The sequence below is a fragment of the Acinetobacter sp. YH12023 genome (assembly GCF_013420135.1).
Taxonomy (GTDB): domain Bacteria; phylum Pseudomonadota; class Gammaproteobacteria; order Pseudomonadales; family Moraxellaceae; genus Acinetobacter; species Acinetobacter amyesii.
This window is the reverse complement of the sequence record NZ_VOYU01000006.1, coordinates 194,353-217,687: the sequence shown is the minus strand read 5'-3', so window position 1 is coordinate 217,687 and position 23,335 is coordinate 194,353. Positions and strand designations below refer to the sequence as shown.

The window sequence follows — 23,335 nt, the reverse complement described above, 5'->3', positions numbered from 1 at the left end:
GAGATCCATGCACGTGTAGCAGTCCTTAACAGATTTACGGAATTAGGTCGCCCACTTACCCAAGTTACGCCTTAAATTTGGATCAATTAGGGGCGCTTTGCATTTCAAATCTTTGTGCAACAAAGCCTTTTGAAGATAAAAATACATCAGATTTTAGAAAACTTTTATCATTCTATGATTATAAATTTTATAAAATTTAATCCCTCCCAGCCTCCCTTTAAAAGGGAGGAGCTGTCACGTAATTAAATTGATACGCAAAAGTTCCCCTCTTTGAAAAAGAGGGGTTAGGGGAGATTTAAAAATAAAAAGCCCTCAATTGAGGGCTTTTTTAGTTCCCCCTTTATCAAAGGGGGTTAGGGGGATTTTTTAAACTACAGAATCATCCAAATTCGGCGCTAACCAGCGTTTCGCTTCATCCAGCGTCCAGCCTTTACGCTTCGCATAATCTTCTAGCTGATCGCCTGCGATTTTGCCCACGTTAAAGTATTGGCTTTCAGGGTTTGCATAGTAGAAACCGCTGACAGATGAAGGCGGCCACATTGCAAAACTAGAAGTCAATTGCGTACCGATCTTATCCGTCGAACCGAGCCAGTCAAACAATGGTGCTTTTTCAGAATGCTCAGGACAAGCAGGATAGCCCGGCGCAGGACGGATGCCTACATACTTCTCTTTAATCAATTCTTCATTGCTTAAGGTTTCAGACGCTTGGTTACCCCAGAACTCTTTACGGATGCGCTCATGCAAATGCTCCGCAAACGCTTCCGCAAAACGGTCACCTAAAGATTGCGCAAGAATTGCAGAGTAGTCATCGCCTTTAGCTTTGTACTCATTGGCCATTTCTTCTGCACCAAAGATCGATACAGTGAAACCGCCCAAGTAGTCTTCTGCGACACCTTTAGGCGCAATAAAGTCCGCTAATGACAAGTTTGGTTTACCTGTCACTTTGTCAGACTGTTGACGAATGTGATGGAAGGTATGCGTAACCGATTGACCATCTTCGCTATACACTTCAACCGAATCCGCTGCTGAACGGTTTGCAGGGTAAATACCAAACACAGCACGAGCATCAAAACGTTTGTTGTCGATGATGTCTTTTAGCATGGTCTGTGCTTGTTCATACAAGTCAGTTGCTGCTTCACCTACAACTTCATCCGTTAAGATAGCAGGGAATTTACCTGCCAAACTCCAAGAAATAAAGAACGGTGTCCAGTCGAAGTATTCAACCAAAGTTTCCAATGGATAATTGGTCAGCGTTTGCGTACCAATAAAGTTTGGCTTCACAGGCGCATTGGCAGCAAAGTCAATTTTTAAGCCATTTTCTACAGATTCAGCATACGTCAGTTTGGCTGCTTTTGGCTGTTTGTTGGCAATACGCTCACGCACTTTTTCATATTCAGCACGGGTTTCTGCTACAAACTTTGGCTTCATTTCCTTAGAAAGTAAAGTTGTTGCAACACCCACAGCTCGTGAAGCATCGGCAACATAAATGACTGCATCATTTGAATATTGCGGATCAATTTTCACTGCCGTATGCGCTTTTGAAGTGGTTGCACCGCCAATCATCAATGGAACATTAAAGCCTTTGCGCTGCATTTCTTTCGCAACAAAAACCATTTCATCCAGTGACGGCGTAATCAGGCCAGATAGACCAATAATGTCGACTTTCTCATCAATGGCAGTTTGCAGAATCTTCTCGCAAGGCACCATCACGCCAAGGTCGATGATGTCATAACCATTACAGCCAAGTACTACGCCCACGATATTTTTACCGATGTCATGTACGTCACCTTTCACGGTTGCCATCAGGACTTTACCCTTAGATTGGCCAGCTGTTTTTTCCGCTTCAATGAATGGGTTGAGCCAAGCTACGGCTTGCTTCATGACACGTGCAGATTTCACGACTTGCGGCAGGAACATTTTGCCTGAACCGAACAAATCACCTACCACGTTCATGCCGTCCATAAGCGGACCTTCAATCACATCGAGTGGACGTTTAGCTTTCAGACGTGCTTCTTCAGTATCTTCATCAATAAAGGTGGTGATACCTTTCACTAAAGCATGCTCAAGGCGCTTTTCTACGGGAAGCTCACGCCATTCCAAGTTTTCCACTTGTTTTTGCGCAGCGCCTTGACCGCGGTATTTTTCAGCAACTTCAAGCAGCTTTTCTGTAGCTTCTTGATGGCTTTCACCTTGGTTTTGGTTCAAGATCACATCTTCAACCGCAGCTTTCAGTTCAGCATCAATATCATCATAAATCGCCATTTGACCTGCGTTGACGATACCCATAGTCATGCCTTGCTGAATGGCATGGTATAAGAACACTGAGTGAATCGCTTCACGTACAGGTTCATTACCACGGAAGGAGAACGATACGTTAGACACACCGCCTGAAATCATCGCATGTGGTAAGTTTTGCTTGATCCAGCCTGTTGCTTCAATAAAGTCCACAGCATAGTTGTTGTGTTCTTCGATACCTGTTGCCACTGCAAACACGTTCGGGTCAAAAATGATGTCTTCAGCAGGGAAGCCCACTTCATTCACCAATACATCATAAGAGCGTTTACAGATTTCTTTTTTACGTGCAGCAGTATCTGCCTGACCTTGTTCATCAAATGCCATCACAATCACAGCTGCACCGTACTGACGGCACAAACGTGCTTTGTGTACAAACTCGTCATAACCTTCTTTCAAAGAAATCGAGTTAACAACCGCTTTACCTTGTACACATTTTAAGCCTGCTTCAATGATTTCCCATTTAGATGAGTCAATCATGATCGGCACACGTGAAATTTCAGGTTCAGAGGCTACAAGATTCAGGAAATGCACCATTGCGCCTTCTGAATCCAGCATGCCTTCATCCATGTTGATATCGATAATCTGAGCACCGGCTTCAACTTGCTGCTGTGCAACTTCTAAAGCTTCGGCAAAGTTTTCTTCACGGATTAAACGTAGGAATTTTTTAGAACCTGTCACGTTGGTACGTTCACCGACGTTTACAAACAGCGAATCTTCTGTAATGTTGAACGGCTCTAAACCGCTGAGACGGCAAGCGGGTTTGGTTTCTGGCACTTGGCGCGGCGCAATGTCTTTTACGGCATTGGCAATAGCGCGGATATGATCCGGCGTTGTACCGCAGCAACCGCCCGTGATGTTAATCAGGCCGCTTTCTGCAAATTCTTTAATAAATGCAGCTGTTTGTTCGGGGGTTTCATCATAACCGCCGAAGGCATTTGGTAAGCCAGCGTTCGGATGGGCTGAAACAAAAGTATCGGCAACGTCAGCAATGGTTTTTACATGCGGACGCATGGCATCTGCACCTAGGGCACAGTTAAAGCCAATCGACAATAAGTCACCATGACGCACAGAGTTCCAGAACGCTTCAGCAGTTTGGCCAGTTAAAGTTCGGCCAGAGGCATCGGTAATGGTGCCTGAAATCATCAATGGCAATTCGTAGCCAATTTGGTTGAAGACTTCTTTCACTGCAAAAATGGCAGCTTTACAGTTTAAAGTATCGAATACAGTTTCGATGAGCAGAATGTCGGCACCGCCTTCAATCAGGGCATGCGCAGCTTGAATATAGTTTTCTTTAAGCTCATCAAAAGTAATATTACGAAATGCTGGGTCATTTACATTTGGCGAGATCGAGCAAGTACGTGAAGTCGGGCCAAGCACACCTGCTACAAAACGCGGTTTTTCAGGCGTTGAGTATTTTTCACAAGCTGCTTTGGCAATACGCGCTGCTTCACGGTTGATCTCTGATACCAAATCTTCCATGTGGTAGTCAGACATTGAAACTTTTGTGCCGTTAAAGCTGTTGGTTTCAATGATGTCTGCGCCAGCATCGAGGTAGGCTTCATGAATGCCTTGAATGATTTGCGGCTGAGTCAACACCAATAGGTCATTATTGCCTTTGAGGTCAGATGCCCAATCTGCAAAACGCTCACCACGGTAGTCAGCTTCTTCGAGTTTATGACGCTGAATCATGGTGCCCATTGCACCGTCGATAATCAGAATCCGTTGAGCGAGCAGCTCTTTTAGGGTGGCAAGCGTGGACATAAATAACCCCAATCCGATGGAATATAAAATCGGCAAATATATTAACAGAATTCATTGCAGTTTTATTGATATTCAATGATCTTCACAGCGCGCAATTATTAGCTTGTTGAATTAATGAGCAATATTGCAACTTGATAATTTCATATTCCAATTTCATATAAATGTATGGAAAGCTTCATGAATTTGTCATATTGCTCAGGCAAGATTAAAAAAACATCCATTAGGGCTATGCAAAATGACAAAAAAACATGACAGATGAAATATAAGTTGAAATATTGGGTTTCAAAGAAAATAAAGTTTAAATACGCAGATTAAATAACTGATTTACTTTATGAAAGTAGAGTAGGGAAGTCGGTTTTTAACACTTAAAAAAAACAAATAAAGCATGAAAAATTGCTTTATATGACACCGCTTTGTCATATAATTGTCATAATTAAATTGAACAATATGGGGATTTTAAAATCCTCTATTCCTGCCTGCATGAATTCTAAACAAACTCCCGTAGATTCAGCGCACACGTCGACTCCTCAAAAGTCCACGAATGTTCATGTGCCTACACCGAAATTCTTTATGCCGGTATTTTTAACGGTGATTATTTCAACGTTGATTTATATTGGTTTTCAGGTGACTGCCGATTTAGCGCATGTTCCGCCTTTAAGTCTTTATTCAATGATTTTATTGGGCACAGCCTTATTCATCGCACTTGGCTTTGAATTTGTAAATGGTTTCCATGACACTGCAAATGCAGTAGCAACAGTGATTTATACCAACGCCTTGTCAGCACCGGTTGCGGTAATGTGGGCGGGTTTCTGTAACTTCCTAGGCGTAATGGTTGCCAGTGGTGCAGTCGCTTACGGCATTATTGCTTTATTACCTGTTGAATTGATTATGAACGTTGGTTCAGGTGCAGGTTTTGCCATGGTTTTCGCAATGCTGATCGCAGCGATTTTGTGGAATTTAGGGACTTGGTTCTTAGGCATCCCAGCGTCTAGTTCGCATACTTTGATTGGTTCTATTCTTGGCGTTGGCATCATGAACTACCTGTTAAATGCAGGCGGTGGTGCGAGCGGTGTAGATATGGAGCAGGTGCTTAAAGTCGGTAAGGCGTTATTGTTCTCTCCACTGATTGGTTTCGCATTTGCAGCCCTAGTTTTCTTGTTGGTGAAGCGTATTTTCCGCAAACAGCTAGAATTGTTTCAGCCACCAGAAGGCAATAAGCCGCCACCACCACTGATTCGTGCAATTTTGATCTTTACCTGTACAGGTGTAAGTTTTGCGCACGGTTCAAATGATGGTCAAAAAGGTATGGGGTTGATCATGCTGATTTTGATCGGATGTGTGCCATTGGCTTATTCATTGAATAAGAACTTAGATAATCAACATATTCAATCTTTCCATCAGTTATCTGCTCAAACTGCGACTGCGATCTACGCAGAGCATAAGGATATTCCTGATGCACAAGCGCGTGATGTACTCACCAAATACATTCAAACCAAAGAAGTCAGCCCAGAAGTTGTGCCAGCTTTAGCAAGTTTGACCGATCATTTAGGTGAGCGTGTTGCACAGTATGGCGACTTAAAAGATATTCCTGAACAAGAAGTATCTTCGATTCGTAATGACATGTACTTAAGTACTACTGCTTTTAAACGTCTAGATAAAGCTGACCAACTACCAGCAATGGCAGAAGCTGAACAAAAGACTGTGAAGGAATATCGTAGTCACTTAGACTCGTTCTTACAGTACATTCCAACATGGGTGAAAGTCGCTGTTGCATTGGCACTGGGTCTTGGAACCATGGTGGGTTGGAAACGTATTGTCGTGACTGTAGGTGAGCGTATTGGTAAAAACCACATGACCTATGGTCAGGGCATGTCTGCCGAGCTTGTTGCTATGTCAACGATTGCTGCTGCGGATGGCTTTGGTATGCCTGTATCGACCACACACGTATTGAACTCTGCGGTTGCAGGTACCATGGTCGCGAATAAATCGGGTCTGAACTTTGCAACAGTGAAAACCATTCTATCAGCTTGGGTCTTCACTTTACCTGCAACGATCTGTCTATCAGGTTGCTTGTACTGGTTATTCTTGAAAGTGTTCTAAGCAACTCAAATTCCAGATATAAAAAAACGCTGCTTCGGCAGCGTTTTTTTATGGCTTTATCTCAGTCATCACCGATTTGAATGGGGTGACTGAGCTGAATTGGAACAGTCAAACTAGCGAGTTGAAGCTTTGCAAAGTTCAACACTTATTTAAACCAATGCAATTATGCTTTTTTAAAAAGCCCCAATACTTTTTTCATGGGCAATTTCTCTTCAGCAAAACCATACAGCGCTGCAAAAGGTAAGGCAGTACGCGCCAAATAAGCCACACGCCATAAGCCACCATGGTTGGCACCATGCATCATGAGTTCTAATGGATGGTCTAGCGCTGTTTCAGGGTTAGCAACCGATTGAGGGTTTCTCAAGTCGTGAATCCATAAAGCCGCCATGAGTGCATTAGTGGTTTCAGGTTGAAACGATTCCACATCAAATAAACTCGCACCATTAAATGCGGCTTTTAATAATGGATTCTTCGTCACTGAGCGGGTCGTGGTGGATGGCGCAATATTGATACTAACCCGCTGACCATTTTGACGTGCGACAGTTGCGCGCCATTGTTGGATACGTTTTGCGAGTGCGTAGTTTGGACCTTGTTCTACCACCAGACAGTCAGCAATACCATATGATTTTCCATTGTCTGCTGTGATGGTTTGCTCATTATTTTGCTTAAAGAAATGCTGACCTGTGACTTTGGCAATACTTTGTGTCAATAGTTTTTGTGCAGACGCACGGTTTTGGAATTTGGCTTGCGCTGCCGTAACAATCTCTTCTGGAACCGCATAGACATCGGTTGGAGTACACATAAACATCAAGCTGGTGTCGGCTTTTTGCTGGCTGACATAGGCCATGATGCTGTCCATGGCCATTGCAACACGAACATGCTTTTCACCATCTAAATAGGCAATTGCAGCCAGATCTAGTTGATGTTCACTTTGTGCAAGCCATTGTGCAATTTCAGGAATGTGTGTCAGTAAATTGGCACCCAATTTGTGTTTTAGTTCTTGAATGGGTGTGTCTTTATGCACAGCGTCGAGACTTGGCGCATATAAAGTGGCATTACCGGCCTGAACCGTGCTTAAGATTCGATCCCAAACACGTTCATTATTGAGGTCAATTGCCACAATATTGGCTTTCCATTTTGCTAACCACGTCAGAGGGCCTGCTTCGGAGGCAGCACCAAAGAGCACCATAGTCCGATCTGATAAATCGAACCATTCTGGGTGTGCAATGGCTTCACGTAATGCGTCTGCATGACTGGCTTCAATGATGCCAGCATCTTGCCATTTTTGAATCTGAGCCAGTAAAGCCTCACCTTGAAGTTTTTGACCATGATAGGGCACATACCACTCAGGTGCAGCGTCACTTTCACCTTTTAATTTCACGGTATGCAGCGGATGTGCAGTTAAAGCTACTGCATCTTTGAGCGTATGCTTTTCTTGATCACGATAAAACTCAAAGACGTGATGCGCTTTATTTAAACCTTGCTCAGCAATGTTGATCGCGGCTTCAGATGATTGAATCCCATGTTCAACCAAGGCTTTAAAATATTCAGGATATTTTTTACGCCAGTTTTTTTCTTGTTTTGCACGTACAGAAGAGTGATGGTCAACTGCAGCTAAGGCTTCAGCGATAATTTCACGACCGGTTTTAGATGTACTCGGCTTTTGGTTTGAAGCCGAAATGGGAAATTGAAGACCTTCAGTTGAACTCGACATGCAAAATATCTCAGCTAATTTTGTCATTAATATACAGATGTATACATTATCTATGCCAAATTAAAAAATAGGGTGGCATAAAGTGCCAGATTTATATGATTTGTCATGTGCTTTTGTGAACTTTCGTAGAATATACAGCTTCAAATTTTATTGCCGGAATTGAAAAAGCCTTCGGTTTGAAGGCTGAAAAGAAGAGGGCATTAAATCAGTAACGGCAAATCAACAACGGCCTTTTTTAGCCTGTCCGGGCGGGCAAAAGCCGCCATGGCGATCTGGATAATTATAAGGATAGTGTTTACGATCTGGGTCGACCACGATACTGCCTTCACGGGTGTGAACAGCACAAGCACTCAACACACAGGTCAACAGCAAACTTGAGAACATCAGGACTATTTTCATTGGAATTTTCCCTTTTTTATTCTGTGTCATTTCAGTTTAAATCAGGGCAAGGGTAGATAGCGTTTCAATCTGCTGTGAAATTGTATAGCTCGATATTCAAAGTGCGGTGCTGTAAATGTGTGAAATTGGCTAAAGAAAAAATTAAAGGACATTTCGGTTTAACGCAGCACAATAAAAAAGCCTAAACTGAAACGGTTTAGGCTGTCATATTACAGGTTAAATCAGACTGATTTTTTAGACTTAACGTTTAGAAAGGAACGTTTAATAACTGACTTAAGAAATGTGGAATGAGTTTCGGTTCAAGAATGATCGTCATGATCACACCATAAGCTGCGCCCCATAAGTGTGCGCTGTGGTTAATGTTGCTGTTGCCACGTTTACCTGACCAAATACTATAAGCCACATACAGCACGGCAAAAATAATCGCAGGAACAGGAATAAAGAATACAAAAATCAGTTTCCACGGCTCAAACAAGATATACGCAAAGAGTACTGCAGATACTGCCCCAGAAGCCCCTAAACTTGCCCAATGGGTATCATGCTTATGTTTTAAATAACTCGGAATAATCGCCGCGATCAAGCCGCCTAAATAAAACAGCACAAAGCCCATGTCGAAGAAATATTGGCGATAAAAACTTTCAATCACGCTACCAAAGAAAAATAAGGTAATCATGTTGAACAATAGGTGCGCGCCATCTGCATGAATAAAGCCATGGCTAATAAATCGGTCATACTCGCCACGACTGAGGGCCGGTGGCCAAAATAACAATCGATTCATCACTTTCTGATTTGAAAATGCAATCAGTGAAATCACCACCGTAATCAGGATAATGGTCACGGTGTGGTTAAAGGGTAGACCCAACATATATGACTATTCTACTTGTTAAAATTTATGCTCAATAATGCCATTAAATCTGCCTAAAGCGTGAACTTTCAGAATAAATCCGACAATTTTAGTTGATTTTTTTCTAATGCCCCGCATCTTAAGTTAAAATAGCGACTTCAGCTTGAGGAAATATTGTAATGTCGACTGAGAACAACAGCACAGCAGTTGCTGAAGAAATTCCAAACCTATTGATCACTCCAAATGCCCAAGAGTATTTGAAAGATCTTTTGGATAAACAAAATACACCGGGCATTGGTGTACGTGTTTTTGTGGAAAATCCGGGTACGCCACGTGCTGAATGTTGTATGGCTTACAGTGCACCAGAAGAAGTTGTGCCTACAGACTATAAACAAGACTATCCAGATTTCCCTGCATTTATTGACACACCGTCTATTCCATATCTTTTGGATGCGGTGATTGACTATAACAAAGACCGTTTTGGTGGTCAGTTAACTTTCCGTGCGCCAAACTCTAAAGTGCCACGTGTGGGTCCAGATGCCTCTGTAGAAGAGCGTATCACTTATGTTCTACAGTCAGAAATTAACCCTGGCCTTGCAGGTCATGGTGGTAACTGTGCATTGGTAGAGGTGGTTGAAGATGCAGAACATGGTTTAACTGCAGTGCTTAAATTCGGTGGTGGTTGCCAAGGTTGTTCTTCAATCGATTTAACCCTGAAACAAGGTGTTGAAACAACATTGAAGCAGCATGTACCTGAGTTAATGCGTGTTGTTGACCAAACGGATCACAGTAATACTGAAGGTGCTTATTTCAAATAAGTTTAGTATTGTTATAAAAAGCCGCAGCGTTGCGGCTTTTTTATTGTCTAAATCAAAAAAACGAAGATTTTTAAATGATTTCTGATGTTTTTACAGAGAGATGATAAGCGATATCAAAAATATAAATGAGAATGATTATTAAAATTAATTGCAATATTGTTTGTGGTGGTTACAATGTGCAACACATTATTCTAGATTTCTCCATAAATACGTTTATTTGGAAGCACTCAATGACCAAACAACTATTAAAATCAACGCTTACACTTTCAATACTCTGTGCCTTGGTAAGTTTGACGCATGCAGAAGATGTGCACACTGAAGCACCAGATGAATCCGTAACGAAGATGGAAACCATTGTTGTTACTGCAGCAGAACAAGTTAAACAATCATTAGGTGCTTCAAAAATTACGGCAGAAGATTTAGAAAAAATGCCGGTTGTGAATGATATTTCAGAATATGTGCGCCGTATGCCGGGTGTAAATTTGACTGGTAACAGTGCCACAGGCCAGCGAGGGAATAACCGTCAGATTGATATCCGTGGAATGGGGCCTGAAAACACGTTGATCTTAATTGATGGCAAGCCTGTAAATTCGAGAAACTCAGTACGTTATGGCTGGCGTGGTGAGCGTGATACACGTGGTGATTCGAACTGGGTACCTGCAGATGCTATTGAGTCGATTGAAGTGCTGCGTGGTCCAGCAGCAGCGCGTTATGGTTCAGGTGCGATGGGTGGTGTGGTCAATATTAAAACCAAGAAAGTGACCAATGAAGTGCATGGCTCTGTGGAAGTTTTTACCAATCAGCCCGAATATGCTAAAGAGGGCGCAAGTCACCGTGAGAGCTTTAACTTAAGCGGGCCAATTCTTAAAGATGTCCTTTCATATCGTTTATACGGTAGTTATAACAAAACCGATTCAGATGCTGCGGATATTAATGCATTAATGGACAATGGCTCGCGTATGGCGGGTCGAGAAGGCGTTGAAAATAAAGATATCGCAGGGCGCTTGGCTTGGCAGTTGAATGATCAACAAGTCTTGATGTTTGACGCAAGTGTTGGCCGTCAAGGCAACCGTTTTGCAGGCGACAGTCAAAACAGTGTATTTGATCCAGCCGATCCAAACAAAGCACCAATTTTATCCGCTTTAATCGGTGAAGAAACCAATACCATTTATCGTGATAGTTTTGCATTAACCCATGAAGGTACGTGGGGTTGGGGCGATAGTAAACTCATTGTGCAATATGACAAAACCAAAAATAAACGCCTACCTGAAGGAACAGGCGGTAGTACTGAGGGACAGATTAATAATCTCGAGAATAAACAAACGTCACATCTAGAAACCATTCGCTTTAATGCAGAAGCCAATCTGCCGTTCCAATGGTATGTCCCACAAGTATTAACTTTAGGTGCTGAATGGATTGAAGATGACTTTACCGATACGGTTAATACACAAGCTGGCGCAGGCGGTTTTGGTGATGTGCTGACTTCAGGTGACCGTTCACACATGGATTCACGGATTGCGTCGGCCTATATTGAAAACAATATGAATTTGGGCAAGAGCACCGATGTTGTTTTGGCACTACGCTATGATAATCATAGTAAATCGGGTGATAGCTGGAGTCCAAGTCTCAATATTACGCAAAAGCTTGGCGACTATTGGACATTAAAAGGTGGTGTGGCTAAGGCGTATAAAGCACCTAATATGTACCAAAATGCGGAAGGTTATCTGTTAAGCACTCGCGGTAATGGCTGTCCGATTGGGCTGAGCCAATGTCTATTACAAGGTAATGGCGATCTCAAACCTGAAATTTCAGTGAATAAAGAATTAGGTGTACAGTTTGAAAAAGACATCGTAAATGCAAGCTTTGCATGGTTCCGTAATGATTATAAAAATAGGATAGTTGCAGGGGATACACGTCTAGAAGAACTAGAAGTAAATGGAACAACATATAATGTACTGCGTTGGATGAATACGCCAGAAGCCTTGGTGGAAGGTGTTGAAGGAAGTATTTCTTTGGACTGGGGTGATATCACGTGGACCAATAACGTCACCTATATGATCAACTCTGAAGATAAACGTACTGGCAATCCACTTTCAGTGATTCCAAATTACACCATAAACTCTATTTTGAACTACAACATCACGGATCGATTAGACAGTAACTTTGTCTATACCCAATATGGTCGTCAAAAACCACGTCAATATGCAGAAACCAGTCTTGAAAGCAAAAATGGCTTGGCGATGGATAGCGTGAAAAGTTATGGCATTGCAGGCATTAACTTTGGTTATAAATTTAATGCGGCTTTAAGTGCTCGTATCGGTGTGAATAACCTATTTGATGAGCAAAAACTGCGTGATAAAACGGTCAACCAAACATATAACGAGCCGGGTCGAGCTTATTATGCAAGTTTGAAATACCAGTTCTAAGTATGTCCAAAAGAAAAGCCGCTTAACGCGGCTTTTTTTATGTTGGGATATTTAAAATTTTCAGTGCTTCACTTGAGTAGTAGAATTGTTCTAAATAGAGACGTGAACGCTCACGCAAATAACCCGACTCAATCATTTGTTGAACGATAGGATTGAGTAAGTTTTGAAGTTCATGCTGAATCAGTGCTTCATCAATATTTAAATCACGTAGCAATAAATCAAAAGGGCGTTCTGCATTGCGCACGTACCAAGCGTATACGCCATCATGCACTTGCTGTTTCATATACTCAGACTGTCGCATAAAGTCCCAAATTTCATGACCCATGGCAACTGTTTGCGGCAAGTCCTGAACTTCAACATAGTTCTTTAATACTGAAACTGGCAGCGCTTTAATTTTATGCCACAAATTGGCTTGGAAATGGTATAGCTTATGATCATCAAAGTGCTGATTTAACACGGTTTCACTCATTTGACTGAGCTTTAAAATATTCTTTTGTAAGTATTTGCTGACTGCATTATCTAAATTGGTATCAGTGACATTTTCCAGTACCGATTTCCCCATTTTCATAAATCGTGAAACACCGGGTACCGATTTTGCAATCACTGAGTTGTCTAAATAATCTTGTATCGCATGTTGAATCAACTGACTGATCATGGCTGAAAATGCAGGATTGTTGACCATGGTATGAATTAAACGTTGACGATGTCCTTGTTTACTCGCCACATATTGTGCAATTTTATCGATGGTCAACACAGGAATGATTTCGGCAATCGTGGTGCTGTCATTTGCAGGATGAATCAGTGCAAATTTGATATGTTCAGCAATTTGCTCAATCAGAAATTGACTTGCAGGGGTATTTAAAATTTGTTTCTGCAACAAGGCATTGATTTGATCAAAACTCCAAATCTGCTGCAAAGATTGTTTACGAAACCATTGATAAAAATGGGTGAATTCAGTGGCTACGGTATCATTGTGTGAAAAGCTCTGATCTAAAAAGTTCAGTTGAGCGTCAATCAACTGCTCAATCATCGGGTTTTTCTGCATACTTTCCCTGAAGTCCCAGTGATGGGGATCTAAAAATGGCGAATGCTCAGTTTAACTGAATCAGTTTATCTACCAAAGGGTTTTTAAACTTTTGACTTTTCGCAAGGAAAGGCAAGTAATGGTCTGCAACTTGTTGTTCAGCTTCTAAGATTGGCATATGACCGACGTTATTTAAAATCACTGGGGTTTCTGCACGTTTCAGTAAAGACTTGAGTTCGCCAGCCACTTCCACATTAAAGATTTTATCTTGTTTGCCCCAAAGGATCAGGGTTGGGGCTTCTACTGTTCGTGTTAAACGAGCAAAAGTTTCAGGGGTGTAGATTCGATTGAGCGTGACGACTTGATCGATCATTTTACTGGTGAAGGGCGCACGCGCAATTAAGATATTCTCCTGCGCTTCTTTAAGCTGTGTCGGAACATTGGGCGGATTTTGCATGAGTTTATGCATGACATCATCTAAATCACCCGGTTTTGAAACGATTAAATTTTTAAGTTTATACGGGTCGCGGGTGTAACTGGTATTGGCCTGTTTATAAATGCCCGCGCTGTTGAGTAAAAATAAACTTTGGGTATCAAAAGGATATTGAGAGGCATATACCGTGGCAATGGAACCACCCAATGAGTGACCTGCAATATTCAGTTTATCTTCAATATCTATTTTAAGGACAAACTGGCGTAGTTGTTCCGTGACATTCGGCACTGAGACATCAAAATCGACCGGCACATGTGTATCGCCATTGGCCGGAAGGTCGGGGATGATCACGTGATAGTTCGGTGTTAAATAATGCGCAACACGATTCCAATTATCACGTGTGCCGCCTAAACCATGAATCAGCAAAATGGTCGGTTTAGAGCGTTGACCGCCTTCGCTATAACTCCAATTCACATTGCCGACTTGAACGCTATGTGTGACTAAACCAGCCGCTTTACGTTCTTGGCTCAAATAATTTTGCACGATAGAGGGTACGGCAAAGTTTTTGCTGATGGGAGACGGATTTGCAGCCAAAGTGTGGTTGGCAGTAAACGTCATACAGCAAATTGTTGCTAGCTTGAAAAAGCCAAAAACGCGTGAATGATGTCCTTTCATTGACGTTTACCCCAGTTAAATCGAATCGATATATTTTTTAGATCATTTATATGACTATTATCAGAATGGGCTGAAATAGTAAAAGCGTATATTTATGAAATATATTGTAAATTAAAAATGACCTTTGTCATCCATTGCTTTTTTGATGTGGTTAAACTTGCGGTTTAATAATGTGAACCATTACAGAAAAAATAATTTTTTTTGATGAATGTGGAGTAGCATTTTCTATCAAGTTGCATCGTCGTAGAAAAAATTCACAGCAATTGTTTTTGCAAGTGACAATCGATTCGACTGGGATTAAAATATTGCAACTTCGGATAAGGGTAATTAGAACATGCTAACAGCAGCAGAAGCTTTAGATCGTTTAAAAAAAGGGAATCAACGTTTTGTAGACGGTGAAACGAATCACCCAAAGCTTTTGACGCATCAACAACGTGCTGAAATGGCCGAAAGCCAAGAACCTTTTGCGATTATTTTAGGGTGTTCAGACTCACGTGTTCCTGCTGAAATGGTATTTGACCAAGGCTTAGGCGATTTATTCGTGATTCGTGTTGCAGGTAATATTGTGGCACCGTCTCAAGTCGGTAGCGTGGAATTTGCAGCAGAAAGCTTCGGTTGTCCTGTGGTCATTGTACTGGGCCATACACACTGTGGCGCGATTCATTCTACGATTGAAGCTTTAACTAACCCTGCGACACCACCATCAGCTAACTTGATGTCGATTGTGAATCGCGTTCGTCCATCTGTAGAAATACTCATGCAAACTGAATTGAAAGATGACCTTGAAAAACTTTCAATGCATGCAGTACGTTCAAACGTTTTTGCATCAGTAAATCAACTTCGTCATGGTTCAGCAGTCCTCGAAAACTTAATTGCGCAAGGCAAATTAAAAGTGGTGGGCGCTGAGTATTCACTCGAAACGGGTGAAGTAAGCTTCTACGATTTCTAAGCAAACTACAGTAAATAAAAGATTTAAAAAAAGGCGCTCAAATGAAGCGCCTTTTTTAACGAATCCATTTTCACCCACTAAATTTATAAGCTGGCTTTAATCAATGGATAAGCATTATTCAGCAAAATTGGTTGCGCTTTGGCATTTGGGTGAATTTGATCTTGTTGCATCAAATTTTTATGCCCCGCCACGCCTTGCATAAAGAAAGGTAATAATTTGATTTTGTACTGTTGGCTCAACACTTGATAGTTATTTTCAAAAGCTTGGCTATATGCCTTGCCATAATTCGGTGGAATTTTCATTCCAAATAAAATCACTTTCGATTTGGCCTGTTGGCTTTTTTGAATCAGCTGCGCTAAATTTTTTTGAATTTGTGCAGGGGGCTGTCCGCGTAAACCATCATTACCACCTAACTCAATCACCACAAGGTCTGGACGATGGGTCTGCAATAGTTTGGGGAGTCGTGCCAAAGCACCACTGGTGGTTTCACCGCTGACACTTGCATTGACCACTTTATGTTGTTTCGGATACTGTTGGTCTAGACGTTTTTGTAATAAGTGGACCCAACCTTGCTGCACTGAAACACCGTAACCTGCACTTAAGCTATCGCCCAAAATCATAATGGTTTTGGCAGAGAGCAGCATCGGGCAGAACATCAGTGCAATAGCCAGCAAGTAACTCAATAGACGATTATTTTGAATGCGATTTTGCATATAGGGAAGATATGACCCAACTCACGACAGATGTTGACATCATGCCACAGGCGATTATTTCTGCACAGCAATTGACACAAAAGATACAACTTCCACAAAAACAGTTATCGATCTTTGAACACCTCGATCTTGAAATCTTTGCCGGGGAACAAGTTGCGATCACTGGTCGCTCTGGTTCAGGTAAATCCACCTTGTTGGGGATTTTGGCGACCTTAGATCAGGCCAGTTCTGGACAGTTACGGGTCTGTGGTCAGGACATTCATCTATTAAATGAAGAACAGCGTGCTCAAGTCCGTTTGGCCCATATTGGTTTTGTCTTTCAGTCTTTCCAGTTGTTGCCACATTTAACGGCACTGGAAAATGTCATGCTGCCGCTACGGTTACAAGCAAATTTTCAGGTCAAAGCCGCAGAAGAAAAAGCATTAAAACTGTTAGCAAAGGTTGGACTAGAACGACAAGCGCATCAAGCCCCTAAAGTTTTATCCGGTGGTGAGCAGCAACGGGTTGCGATTGCCCGTGCTTTGGTGAGTGAACCCGATCTGATCTTCGCAGATGAACCGACAGGTAATTTAGACAGTGCAACGGCACAGGAAATTGAACAACTGTTATTTCAGTTAAATCGTGAAATGGGAACCACTTTGGTATTGGTGACGCATGATGCCGATTTGGCCCGTCAATGTCAGCGCCACTTTGAATTGGTCAATGGTCAATTGATTGAGCATCGAACAGGAGATGCTGCATGAATCTTTTGGCATTGTTTCGACCACTCTTACAGCTGAGTTTTAAAACCACGGGTGTGTATTTATTATTGATCGCACTGACCTTGGCGATCAGTGCCACCACTGCTTTAAAGTTTAGCAATGTACAAATTCAAAATGCTGTGGCGCTACAAGCTGCTGAAATGTTGGCAGCAGACTTGGTGCTGACAGCCAATGAACCAATTCCACAAGAGTGGCAACAACAAGCCAAAGCACAGCAATTAAAACAATCGAATGTCACGCTATTTAGCAGCATGGCGCACACTGATCAGCAATTTGTCATGGTCAATGTCAAGGCCGTTGATGCCGCATTTCCATTAAGAGGTGAAATCGAAACAGAACCGAAACTAAACCGCTCCATACAAGCAGGTGAGGTTTGGTTAAGTCCGCGTGCCATGGATTTGTTGGGTGTTAAGGTTGGAGATCAGATCAATATTGCTGATGCTGCTTTTCAAGTCAGTGCCAAAATCATCCATGACACCAATCAGGAACTCGGTTTCAGTGGTTTTTCACCGACAGTTATGATTGCGCAGTCTGAGGTGGCGAGAACCAATGCCATCCAAGTCGGGAGTCGGATTGAATATCGCCTGTTAATGGCAGGAGATGCACAAAATACCCAGCGATTTGAAAAACTGTATAAGCAGAAATTTGGTGATCAAAGTGAAGACCGTGCTGCTAACTCAGATCATGCGCAGGTTCAGGATGCGGCTCAAAGCAGTTTGAAATTGAGAAATGCCAGTGAAGGCAATACCCGCTTGATGAAGCCGATTGCCAACCTAGAAACGTTTTTACAGCTGGCGAATATTTTAACCATTCTACTTTGTGGCATCGCCATCGCATTAACCAGTCAGCGCTATGTCCAACAAAATCAGGATGCCATTGCACTGATGCGCTGTATTGGATCGACCAAACAGCAAATATTAAGTGCTTATCTGGCTTTACTGTTGGTTGTACTCGGGCTTTCAATCCTGTTTGGAAGTATGATTGGTCTGGGATTGGGCTTTGGCTTATTGCAACTCATGCTACAGCTGATTCCAAATTTACAATTAGAGTTTTCAGCCCTGTCTATGCTACTTGGTCCGCTTCCAATTGCAATATTCACCAGTGCGATTGTGTTATTAGGATTTGTTCTTCCAAGTCTTTGGCAATTATTAGGGACACCGCCGGCACGCGTGATACGACAACAAGAGCGTTCTGTACGTTCCATGCTTTGGATGCTCAGTTTCGGCACACTTAGTTTGTTGGTGTTTTGTGTGGTTTTAACTGAAAATTTACAGCTCACCTTATGGCTGATTTGCGCCATCATCTTCCTATGTGTTGGCCTATATATGATGGTCTGGCTCAGTTTAAAGGCCTTGAAAAGTTGGGGGACGAAAATCTCAGCGTATATACGCACACCGTATCAAACGGCATTTCAAATTACTGCATTAGCATTGGGGCTAAGTCTGATTACAGTTTTAGCGGTATTGCGTACAGATTTACTGGAACGTTGGCAACAACAATTGCCACAAGGGACACCTAACCAATTTGTCTATGGATTACCGCCATTTGAGTTACAGGATTTTAATCAACAACTCAGGCTGCATGGTTGGCAAGGGACGCCGATGTACCCGAATATTCGTGGACGATTAGTTGCCAAAAATGATCTCCCTTTTTCGGATGCTTTAATTAAAAGCAATAATTCATTACGCCGTGAATTGAATCTCACACAGGCTGCAACTTTTCCAAAAGATAATCAAATCATCGCGGGTAGTCAGCAGTTTCAACAGGTCAATGAAGTATCGGTAGAAGTGAAAACCGCACAAGAACTGGGTATTCAAATTGGAGATCGACTGAGTTTTAGCCTTCCTGAAGGGATTTTACAAGCCAAGGTGATCAACCTTCGCAGTGTGGAGTGGGAAAGCTTTAGTCCAAATTTCTTCTTTATTTTCTCTCCCCAAACCATGGATGAAAATGCCGGCAGCTATTTGGGGAGTTTCTATGTTCCACCGCAAGATAAAAATCAGTTAATTGGTCTAATTCAGCAGTTTTCGAATACCGTGTTTATTGATGTCAGTCTGATTTTGGATGAGATCAAACGCATCGTCAGCGTATTGGTTCAGATTATTACCATCTTGGCGCTGTTGGTCAGTATTTCAGGCATTTTAGTCTTGGTTGCATGTTTGAATTTATTTATGGATGAACGCAAAAAAGAAGTGGCATTACTGCGTTCCTTCGGCAGTTCCAAGCAAAAATTAAAGTCGATGCTCAGTTTGGAAGTAGGGCTAATGGGGCTAATTTCAGGTGTTGTGGCATGTATTTTTGCCGAAGTGATCAGTGCGATTGTCAGTTATAAAATGGAACTGACCATCCAGCTACATGCAGAGATTTGGTTGATCCTCCCACTGGTCATGACCTTAGTCTGTACATTGATCGGACGTTATCGCTTAAGTTATCTTTGCGACATCCCACCCTTAGAAAGCTTACGTGAACTAAATAGTTAAGGGGGGAGATGGTTAACAGCCGAGCAAGTTAAGAGTGGAGCAAGAACCTAGTGCGTAGTTTGGATTTAGACAAGATTTGACGTGTTTTCAACATGTCTGTGTTGATAGCCATTGGGTTCATTCCACTATTTAATGTGCTGTGAGCGATTGCTTCATCAGCAGGATAAAGTGTTCCCAAAGCGGTAAAATCGGTTGGATTAATTGTTGGCAATGCAGATAAAACAGGTAGCATCCGACAGCTGCGGCTATAAGACCGATGATTTGAATGAGCAGGGATTGATGTAATTTTTGTCCCACATACCAAATGAAAGCCAAAGCAGCGCCCATCAACATGCCGCCAATATGCGCGGCATTGTTAATCCCACTAATCATAAAGCCCATCGCGAGGTTAATCCCCATCACCATCAATAAGGTTTTTTTATCCAAATAAAATTGCTGTTTAGGTAACATGGGGAGCAGCGAAATAATCGTCAGCGCTGCACCCAGTCCCATCACTGCACCCGATGCACCTGCACCAATACTCGGGAAAAGCTGCTGATTGGCTGCACCTTCGGCCAATAATGCATAGCTATCTTGAATGGTTAAATACCCACTCAACAAACTTCCCATCAGTCCGGCTAAAACATACAGGCCAAGGAAGTAGAAACGACCTAACATTTGCTCGGCAACACTGCCAAAAATATACAAAGCCCACATATTCAACATCAGGTGAATCAGGCCAAAATGAAAAAACATACTGCTGAATAAGCGGATGGGTTCCTCTAAAAAGGTTAAAGGTGCATAATCAGCACCCCAACGCAAAGCATCCAGTGTGTCGGGTTGGCTAACGTTCACTCCATGCAGCACTTGCCAGCCAAAGAGTCCAACATTGATGGTAATTAAGAGTGCCGTGATCCACCACAGTTGGATTTGCAGCTTATGGGTTGATACAGCAGGAGGGCTGAGTTCAGACATGCTATTCTTGTACTGTGTCAAAATATTTAAAAATAAGCTTAACATGAAAAAACAGAATTTCTGGAGTAACACACTGACATGAAAGCCTTTATTGTTCGTACATTGTTAATTCTTGTCAGTCTTGTGCTTTTGGTGCAGCTTTGGATCTTTGGTAGTCTGGTTTGGTGGCGTACACATCCTGTGGAATCCACGATGATGATGCGATTAGATTATTGGTCAGAGCCGTCTAAACCGATTAAACACGAATGGCGTGATTACGACCAAATCAGTGATTATGTTAAACATGCTGTTGTTGCCGCAGAAGATGGCAAATTTTTACAACACAAAGGTTTTGATTGGGAAGGCATGCAAAATGCTTTAGAGCGCAATAAAGATAAAGGCAGAGTAGTCGCAGGTGGGTCTACCATTTCTCAGCAATTGGCAAAAAACTTATTTTTATATAACAAGCGTTCATTTATCCGAAAAGGACAGGAAGCCGTTGCAACATGGATGATGGAACGCATGTGGACGAAGCAACGCATTTTAGAGGTATATCTCAACTCGGTTGAGTTTGGGGATAACATTTACGGCGTAGAAGCTGCAACACAGCACTACTTTGGTAAAAGTTCAAGGAGTTTGAGTCGAGAGCAAGCAGCGTTTATTGCGGCTATTTTGCCTAATCCAAAATATTATGATGAAAATCGACAAGATCGTAAGCTAAATTATCGTAAGCGCATGATCCAAAAATATATGCGTTATAGCCATATCCCAGATTAAGAACGATCTAAACACTCGTCAAATGGCATGGCAGTGATTTGAATTACAACAAAAGCTCATATTAATGGGCTTTTTTTATGAAATTGTCACAAATTTGAAGCATACTAAACTGAGTACAGCACACATTTTTTAATATGGGTTTGAAATGAATACCGCAGCTGAAGTCGCGCAAGTACCTACTGAATATACTTATAATGATCGTTATATCAATCGAGAGTTATCGATTCTCGACTTTCATCTGCGTGTGCTTGAACAAGCGGTTGATCCGATACACCCCTTACTTGAACGCATGAATTTCTTGCTGATCTTTTCGCGCAACTTAGACGAATTTTTTGAAATTCGTGTTGCGGGAATGATGGAACAGCTAGACTTAGGTAATGAAAGCCGCAGTCCAGATGGCTTAACACCAAAACAAGTATTAGATGAAATTTCTGCGACAGCGCATGCGGCAATTGAGCGCCAGTATCGTATTTTAAATCAAGAAATTTTACCTAAACTGCGTGAAGAAGACATTTGCTTCTTACGTCGTGGTGAATTAACCCCTGCACAATCGGCTTGGGTAAAAAAGTATTTCCAAGAACAAGTTGCACCAGTTTTAACCCCAATTAGTTTAGATCCCGCACATCCATTCCCTCGCTTAGTCAACAAATCGTTGAACTTTATTGTGACTTTAGAAGGGAAGGATGCTTTTGGTCGTCAGATTGACTTAGCCGTTGTGCCTGCACCACGTTCGCTGCCACGTGTCGTTCGGCTTCCTGATGAATTAACCGGTGGCAAAGAGCATCATGTGATGCTATCGGCAATTATTCATGAACATGTCTCTGATTTGTTCCCCGGCATGACGGCAACGGGTTGCTACCAATTCCGCGTGACGCGTAATGCCGATTTGGCTTTAAATGAAGATGTTGAAGATTTGGCTAAAGCCCTCAAAGGTGAGTTGAATTCACGTCGTTTTGGTCGCGCCGTTCGCTTGGAAGTGACAGAAAATTGTCCGCAGCATATTTATGAATATTTGCTTGATGAGTTCGATTTAGAAGAAGAGCAACTTTATAAAGTGGATGGACCAGTTAACCTTGCACGTTTACTGTCAAACTTTAAACGTCCACATCTACGTTATGACGCACATATTCCTGTTATACCGAAAGTACTCAAAAAATCTGAAAACATTTTTAGTGCGATGCAAAAACAAGATATTTTGCTGCACCATCCCTTTGAATCATTCGCACCGGTAATTAATTTACTGCGTGAAGCTGCACGTGATCCACAAGTTTTGGCCATTAAACAAACGCTTTATCGAAGTGGTGCAGATTCGGAGATTGTGCAAGTTTTAGCGGAAGCAGCACGTAATGGCAAAGAAGTCACCGCTGTAATTGAGCTTCGAGCACGATTTGATGAAGAATCAAACATTGCTGTGGCTAATGTATTACAAGAAGCAGGCGCAGTTGTCGTGTATGGCATCGTGGGCTATAAAACTCATGCCAAAATGATTTTGGTGGTACGCCGCGAAAACAATAAATTGGTGCGATATGTGCATTTAGGTACGGGCAATTATCATGCGGGAAATGCGCGTATCTACACGGATTACGGTCTATTAACCACAGATAAAGAACTCTGTGAAGATGTACATCGTATTTTCCAAGAATTGACCGGTATGGGTAAAATGGCGAAGCTAAAAAAACTGCTGCATGCGCCATTTACCTTACATACTCAACTCATCAATTATATTGATAATGAAATTACTAATGCTAAAGCGGGTAAGTCTGCGCAAATTATAGTCAAGGTTAATGCATTAACAGAAGTTCAGTTGATCAATAAACTGTACGAAGCGTCACAAGCAGGTGTACAGATTGATTTAATTATTCGTTCTATTTGTTGTTTGCGTCCAGGTTTACCGGGGCTCTCTGAAAATATTCGCGTGCGTTCTATTGTTGGGCGTTTTTTAGAGCATACTCGAGTGTATTATTTCAGTAATAATGGTGATTCACGTATTTTCTGTTCAAGTGCAGACTGGATGGATCGTAATTTATTTAATCGCGTGGAAGCCTGTTTTCCAATTGAAGATCCAGCGTTGAAAAAGCGTATTTATCAATTAGGTTTAGTGAATTACTTAAAAGATAATCAGCAAGCTTGGTTACTCCAAAGCGATGGGCGCTGGATTCGTACGCATGTTCAAGAGGGTGAGGAAGCACATAATTCACAGCATGTGCTTATAGAAGCATTTAAATAAATGCGT

General features: G+C 42.0%; 16 protein-coding genes. 8 read left to right on the top strand and 8 right to left on the bottom strand.

The annotated features are described in order from the left end of the window. Positions 1–366: 366 nt before the first annotated feature. Positions 367–4,056 carry a methionine synthase gene (metH, locus tag FTT92_RS08880; protein ID WP_180171897.1) on the bottom strand — a complete coding sequence of 1,230 codons (3,690 nt, stop codon included), beginning with the start codon at positions 4,054–4,056 and terminating at the stop codon, positions 367–369. Between the two features lie 480 nt (positions 4,057–4,536). On the opposite strand from metH, the gene FTT92_RS08875 reads away from it, so the two are divergent. Then, positions 4,537–6,156, top strand: a complete 1,620-nt coding sequence (locus tag FTT92_RS08875) for an inorganic phosphate transporter (protein WP_180024086.1) — start codon at positions 4,537–4,539, stop codon at positions 6,154–6,156. A 163-nt stretch (positions 6,157–6,319) separates the two neighbouring features. Here the strand turns inward: FTT92_RS08875 and FTT92_RS08870 are convergent, their stop codons facing one another. From FTT92_RS08870 to FTT92_RS08860, 3 genes are all read right to left on the bottom strand, one after another. Further along, positions 6,320–7,870, bottom strand: a complete 1,551-nt coding sequence (locus tag FTT92_RS08870; protein ID WP_180171896.1) for a hypothetical protein — start codon at positions 7,868–7,870, stop codon at positions 6,320–6,322. Positions 7,871–8,089: 219 nt separating this feature from the next. Further along, complete coding sequence (locus FTT92_RS08865; RefSeq protein WP_180171895.1) at positions 8,090–8,269, bottom strand: hypothetical protein; 180 nt, start codon at positions 8,267–8,269, stop codon at positions 8,090–8,092. 247 nt (positions 8,270–8,516) lie between these two features. Then, positions 8,517–9,134: a rhomboid family intramembrane serine protease gene (locus FTT92_RS08860; protein WP_111884441.1), complete on the bottom strand. Its 618-nt coding sequence runs from the start codon at positions 9,132–9,134 to the stop codon at positions 8,517–8,519. A gap of 158 nt (positions 9,135–9,292) precedes the next feature. Here FTT92_RS08860 and nfuA point away from each other — a divergent pair, with 158 nt between their 5' ends. Together nfuA and FTT92_RS08850 are read left to right on the top strand one after the other, a co-directional pair. Next, the gene (gene nfuA / locus FTT92_RS08855) at positions 9,293–9,931 is read left to right on the top strand and encodes a Fe-S biogenesis protein NfuA (protein ID WP_078189947.1); all 639 of its coding nucleotides are present in this window, start codon (positions 9,293–9,295) and stop codon (positions 9,929–9,931) included. A gap of 230 nt (positions 9,932–10,161) precedes the next feature. After that, on the top strand, positions 10,162–12,357 hold the full coding sequence (locus FTT92_RS08850) for a FepA family TonB-dependent siderophore receptor (RefSeq protein WP_180171894.1): 2,196 nt from the start codon (positions 10,162–10,164) through the stop codon (positions 12,355–12,357). Between the two features lie 37 nt (positions 12,358–12,394). On the opposite strand, the gene FTT92_RS08845 is transcribed toward FTT92_RS08850, so the two are convergent. Beyond that, positions 12,395–13,402, bottom strand: coding sequence for a hypothetical protein (locus FTT92_RS08845; protein ID WP_180024089.1), 1,008 nt, complete (start codon positions 13,400–13,402; stop codon positions 12,395–12,397). 46 nt (positions 13,403–13,448) lie between these two features. Next, positions 13,449–14,489, bottom strand: a complete 1,041-nt coding sequence (locus FTT92_RS08840) for an alpha/beta fold hydrolase (RefSeq protein WP_373684109.1) — start codon at positions 14,487–14,489, stop codon at positions 13,449–13,451. Between the two features lie 334 nt (positions 14,490–14,823). Between FTT92_RS08840 and FTT92_RS08835 the strand changes: the two genes are divergently transcribed. Beyond that, the gene (locus FTT92_RS08835) at positions 14,824–15,438 is read left to right on the top strand and encodes a carbonic anhydrase (protein WP_111884438.1); all 615 of its coding nucleotides are present in this window, start codon (positions 14,824–14,826) and stop codon (positions 15,436–15,438) included. Between the two features lie 83 nt (positions 15,439–15,521). Here the strand turns inward: FTT92_RS08835 and FTT92_RS08830 are convergent, their stop codons facing one another. Beyond that, positions 15,522–16,151, bottom strand: a complete 630-nt coding sequence (locus FTT92_RS08830) for an arylesterase (protein ID WP_180024090.1) — start codon at positions 16,149–16,151, stop codon at positions 15,522–15,524. Between the two features lie 11 nt (positions 16,152–16,162). Here FTT92_RS08830 and FTT92_RS08825 point away from each other — a divergent pair, with 11 nt between their 5' ends. Both FTT92_RS08825 and FTT92_RS08820 read left to right on the top strand, forming a co-directional pair. Then, a complete protein-coding gene (locus FTT92_RS08825) occupies positions 16,163–16,894 on the top strand; it encodes an ABC transporter ATP-binding protein (protein WP_180024091.1) in 732 nt (243 codons plus the stop codon). Beyond that, positions 16,891–19,392: an ABC transporter permease gene (locus FTT92_RS08820; RefSeq protein ID WP_180024092.1), complete on the top strand. Its 2,502-nt coding sequence runs from the start codon at positions 16,891–16,893 to the stop codon at positions 19,390–19,392. Before FTT92_RS08825 ends, FTT92_RS08820 begins: the two co-directional genes overlap by 4 nt. Positions 19,393–19,521: 129 nt before the next feature. Here FTT92_RS08820 and FTT92_RS08815 read toward each other — a convergent pair whose 3' ends face one another. Then, positions 19,522–20,346, bottom strand: coding sequence for a rhomboid family intramembrane serine protease (locus FTT92_RS08815; protein WP_180171892.1), 825 nt, complete (start codon positions 20,344–20,346; stop codon positions 19,522–19,524). A gap of 78 nt (positions 20,347–20,424) precedes the next feature. On the opposite strand from FTT92_RS08815, the gene mtgA reads away from it, so the two are divergent. Both mtgA and ppk1 read left to right on the top strand, forming a co-directional pair. Then, entirely contained in the window at positions 20,425–21,102 is a 678-nt protein-coding gene (gene mtgA / locus FTT92_RS08810; protein ID WP_180122191.1) for a monofunctional biosynthetic peptidoglycan transglycosylase, read from the top strand. 145 nt (positions 21,103–21,247) lie between these two features. Continuing rightward, positions 21,248–23,329 (top strand): polyphosphate kinase 1, encoded by a 2,082-nt coding sequence (gene ppk1, locus FTT92_RS08805; RefSeq protein WP_111884435.1) that lies wholly within the window; start codon positions 21,248–21,250, stop codon positions 23,327–23,329. The last annotated feature ends 6 nt before the right edge of the window (positions 23,330–23,335 follow it).

Excerpts from the sequence above, each read along its gene's own strand:
- metH (WP_180171897.1), bottom strand. The coding sequence starts at position 4,056 with ATGTCCACGCTTGCCACCCTAAAAGAGCTGCTCGCTCAACGGATTCTG.
- FTT92_RS08840 (WP_373684109.1), bottom strand. The coding sequence starts at position 14,489 with ATGAAAGGACATCATTCACGCGTTTTTGGCTTTTTCAAGCTAGCAACA.
- FTT92_RS08820 (WP_180024092.1), top strand. The coding sequence starts at position 16,891 with ATGAATCTTTTGGCATTGTTTCGACCACTCTTACAGCTGAGTTTTAAA.
- mtgA (WP_180122191.1), top strand. The coding sequence starts at position 20,425 with ATGAAAGCCTTTATTGTTCGTACATTGTTAATTCTTGTCAGTCTTGTG.
- FTT92_RS08825 (WP_180024091.1), top strand. The coding sequence starts at position 16,163 with ATGACCCAACTCACGACAGATGTTGACATCATGCCACAGGCGATTATT.
- FTT92_RS08835 (WP_111884438.1), top strand. The coding sequence starts at position 14,824 with ATGCTAACAGCAGCAGAAGCTTTAGATCGTTTAAAAAAAGGGAATCAA.
- nfuA (WP_078189947.1), top strand. The coding sequence starts at position 9,293 with ATGTCGACTGAGAACAACAGCACAGCAGTTGCTGAAGAAATTCCAAAC.
- FTT92_RS08875 (WP_180024086.1), top strand. The coding sequence starts at position 4,537 with ATGAATTCTAAACAAACTCCCGTAGATTCAGCGCACACGTCGACTCCT.
- ppk1 (WP_111884435.1), top strand. The coding sequence starts at position 21,248 with ATGAATACCGCAGCTGAAGTCGCGCAAGTACCTACTGAATATACTTAT.
- FTT92_RS08865 (WP_180171895.1), bottom strand. The coding sequence starts at position 8,269 with ATGAAAATAGTCCTGATGTTCTCAAGTTTGCTGTTGACCTGTGTGTTG.
- FTT92_RS08845 (WP_180024089.1), bottom strand. The coding sequence starts at position 13,402 with ATGCAGAAAAACCCGATGATTGAGCAGTTGATTGACGCTCAACTGAAC.
- FTT92_RS08860 (WP_111884441.1), bottom strand. The coding sequence starts at position 9,134 with ATGTTGGGTCTACCCTTTAACCACACCGTGACCATTATCCTGATTACG.
- FTT92_RS08850 (WP_180171894.1), top strand. The coding sequence starts at position 10,162 with ATGACCAAACAACTATTAAAATCAACGCTTACACTTTCAATACTCTGT.
- FTT92_RS08870 (WP_180171896.1), bottom strand. The coding sequence starts at position 7,870 with ATGTCGAGTTCAACTGAAGGTCTTCAATTTCCCATTTCGGCTTCAAAC.
- FTT92_RS08815 (WP_180171892.1), bottom strand. The coding sequence starts at position 20,346 with ATGTCTGAACTCAGCCCTCCTGCTGTATCAACCCATAAGCTGCAAATC.
- FTT92_RS08830 (WP_180024090.1), bottom strand. The coding sequence starts at position 16,151 with ATGCAAAATCGCATTCAAAATAATCGTCTATTGAGTTACTTGCTGGCT.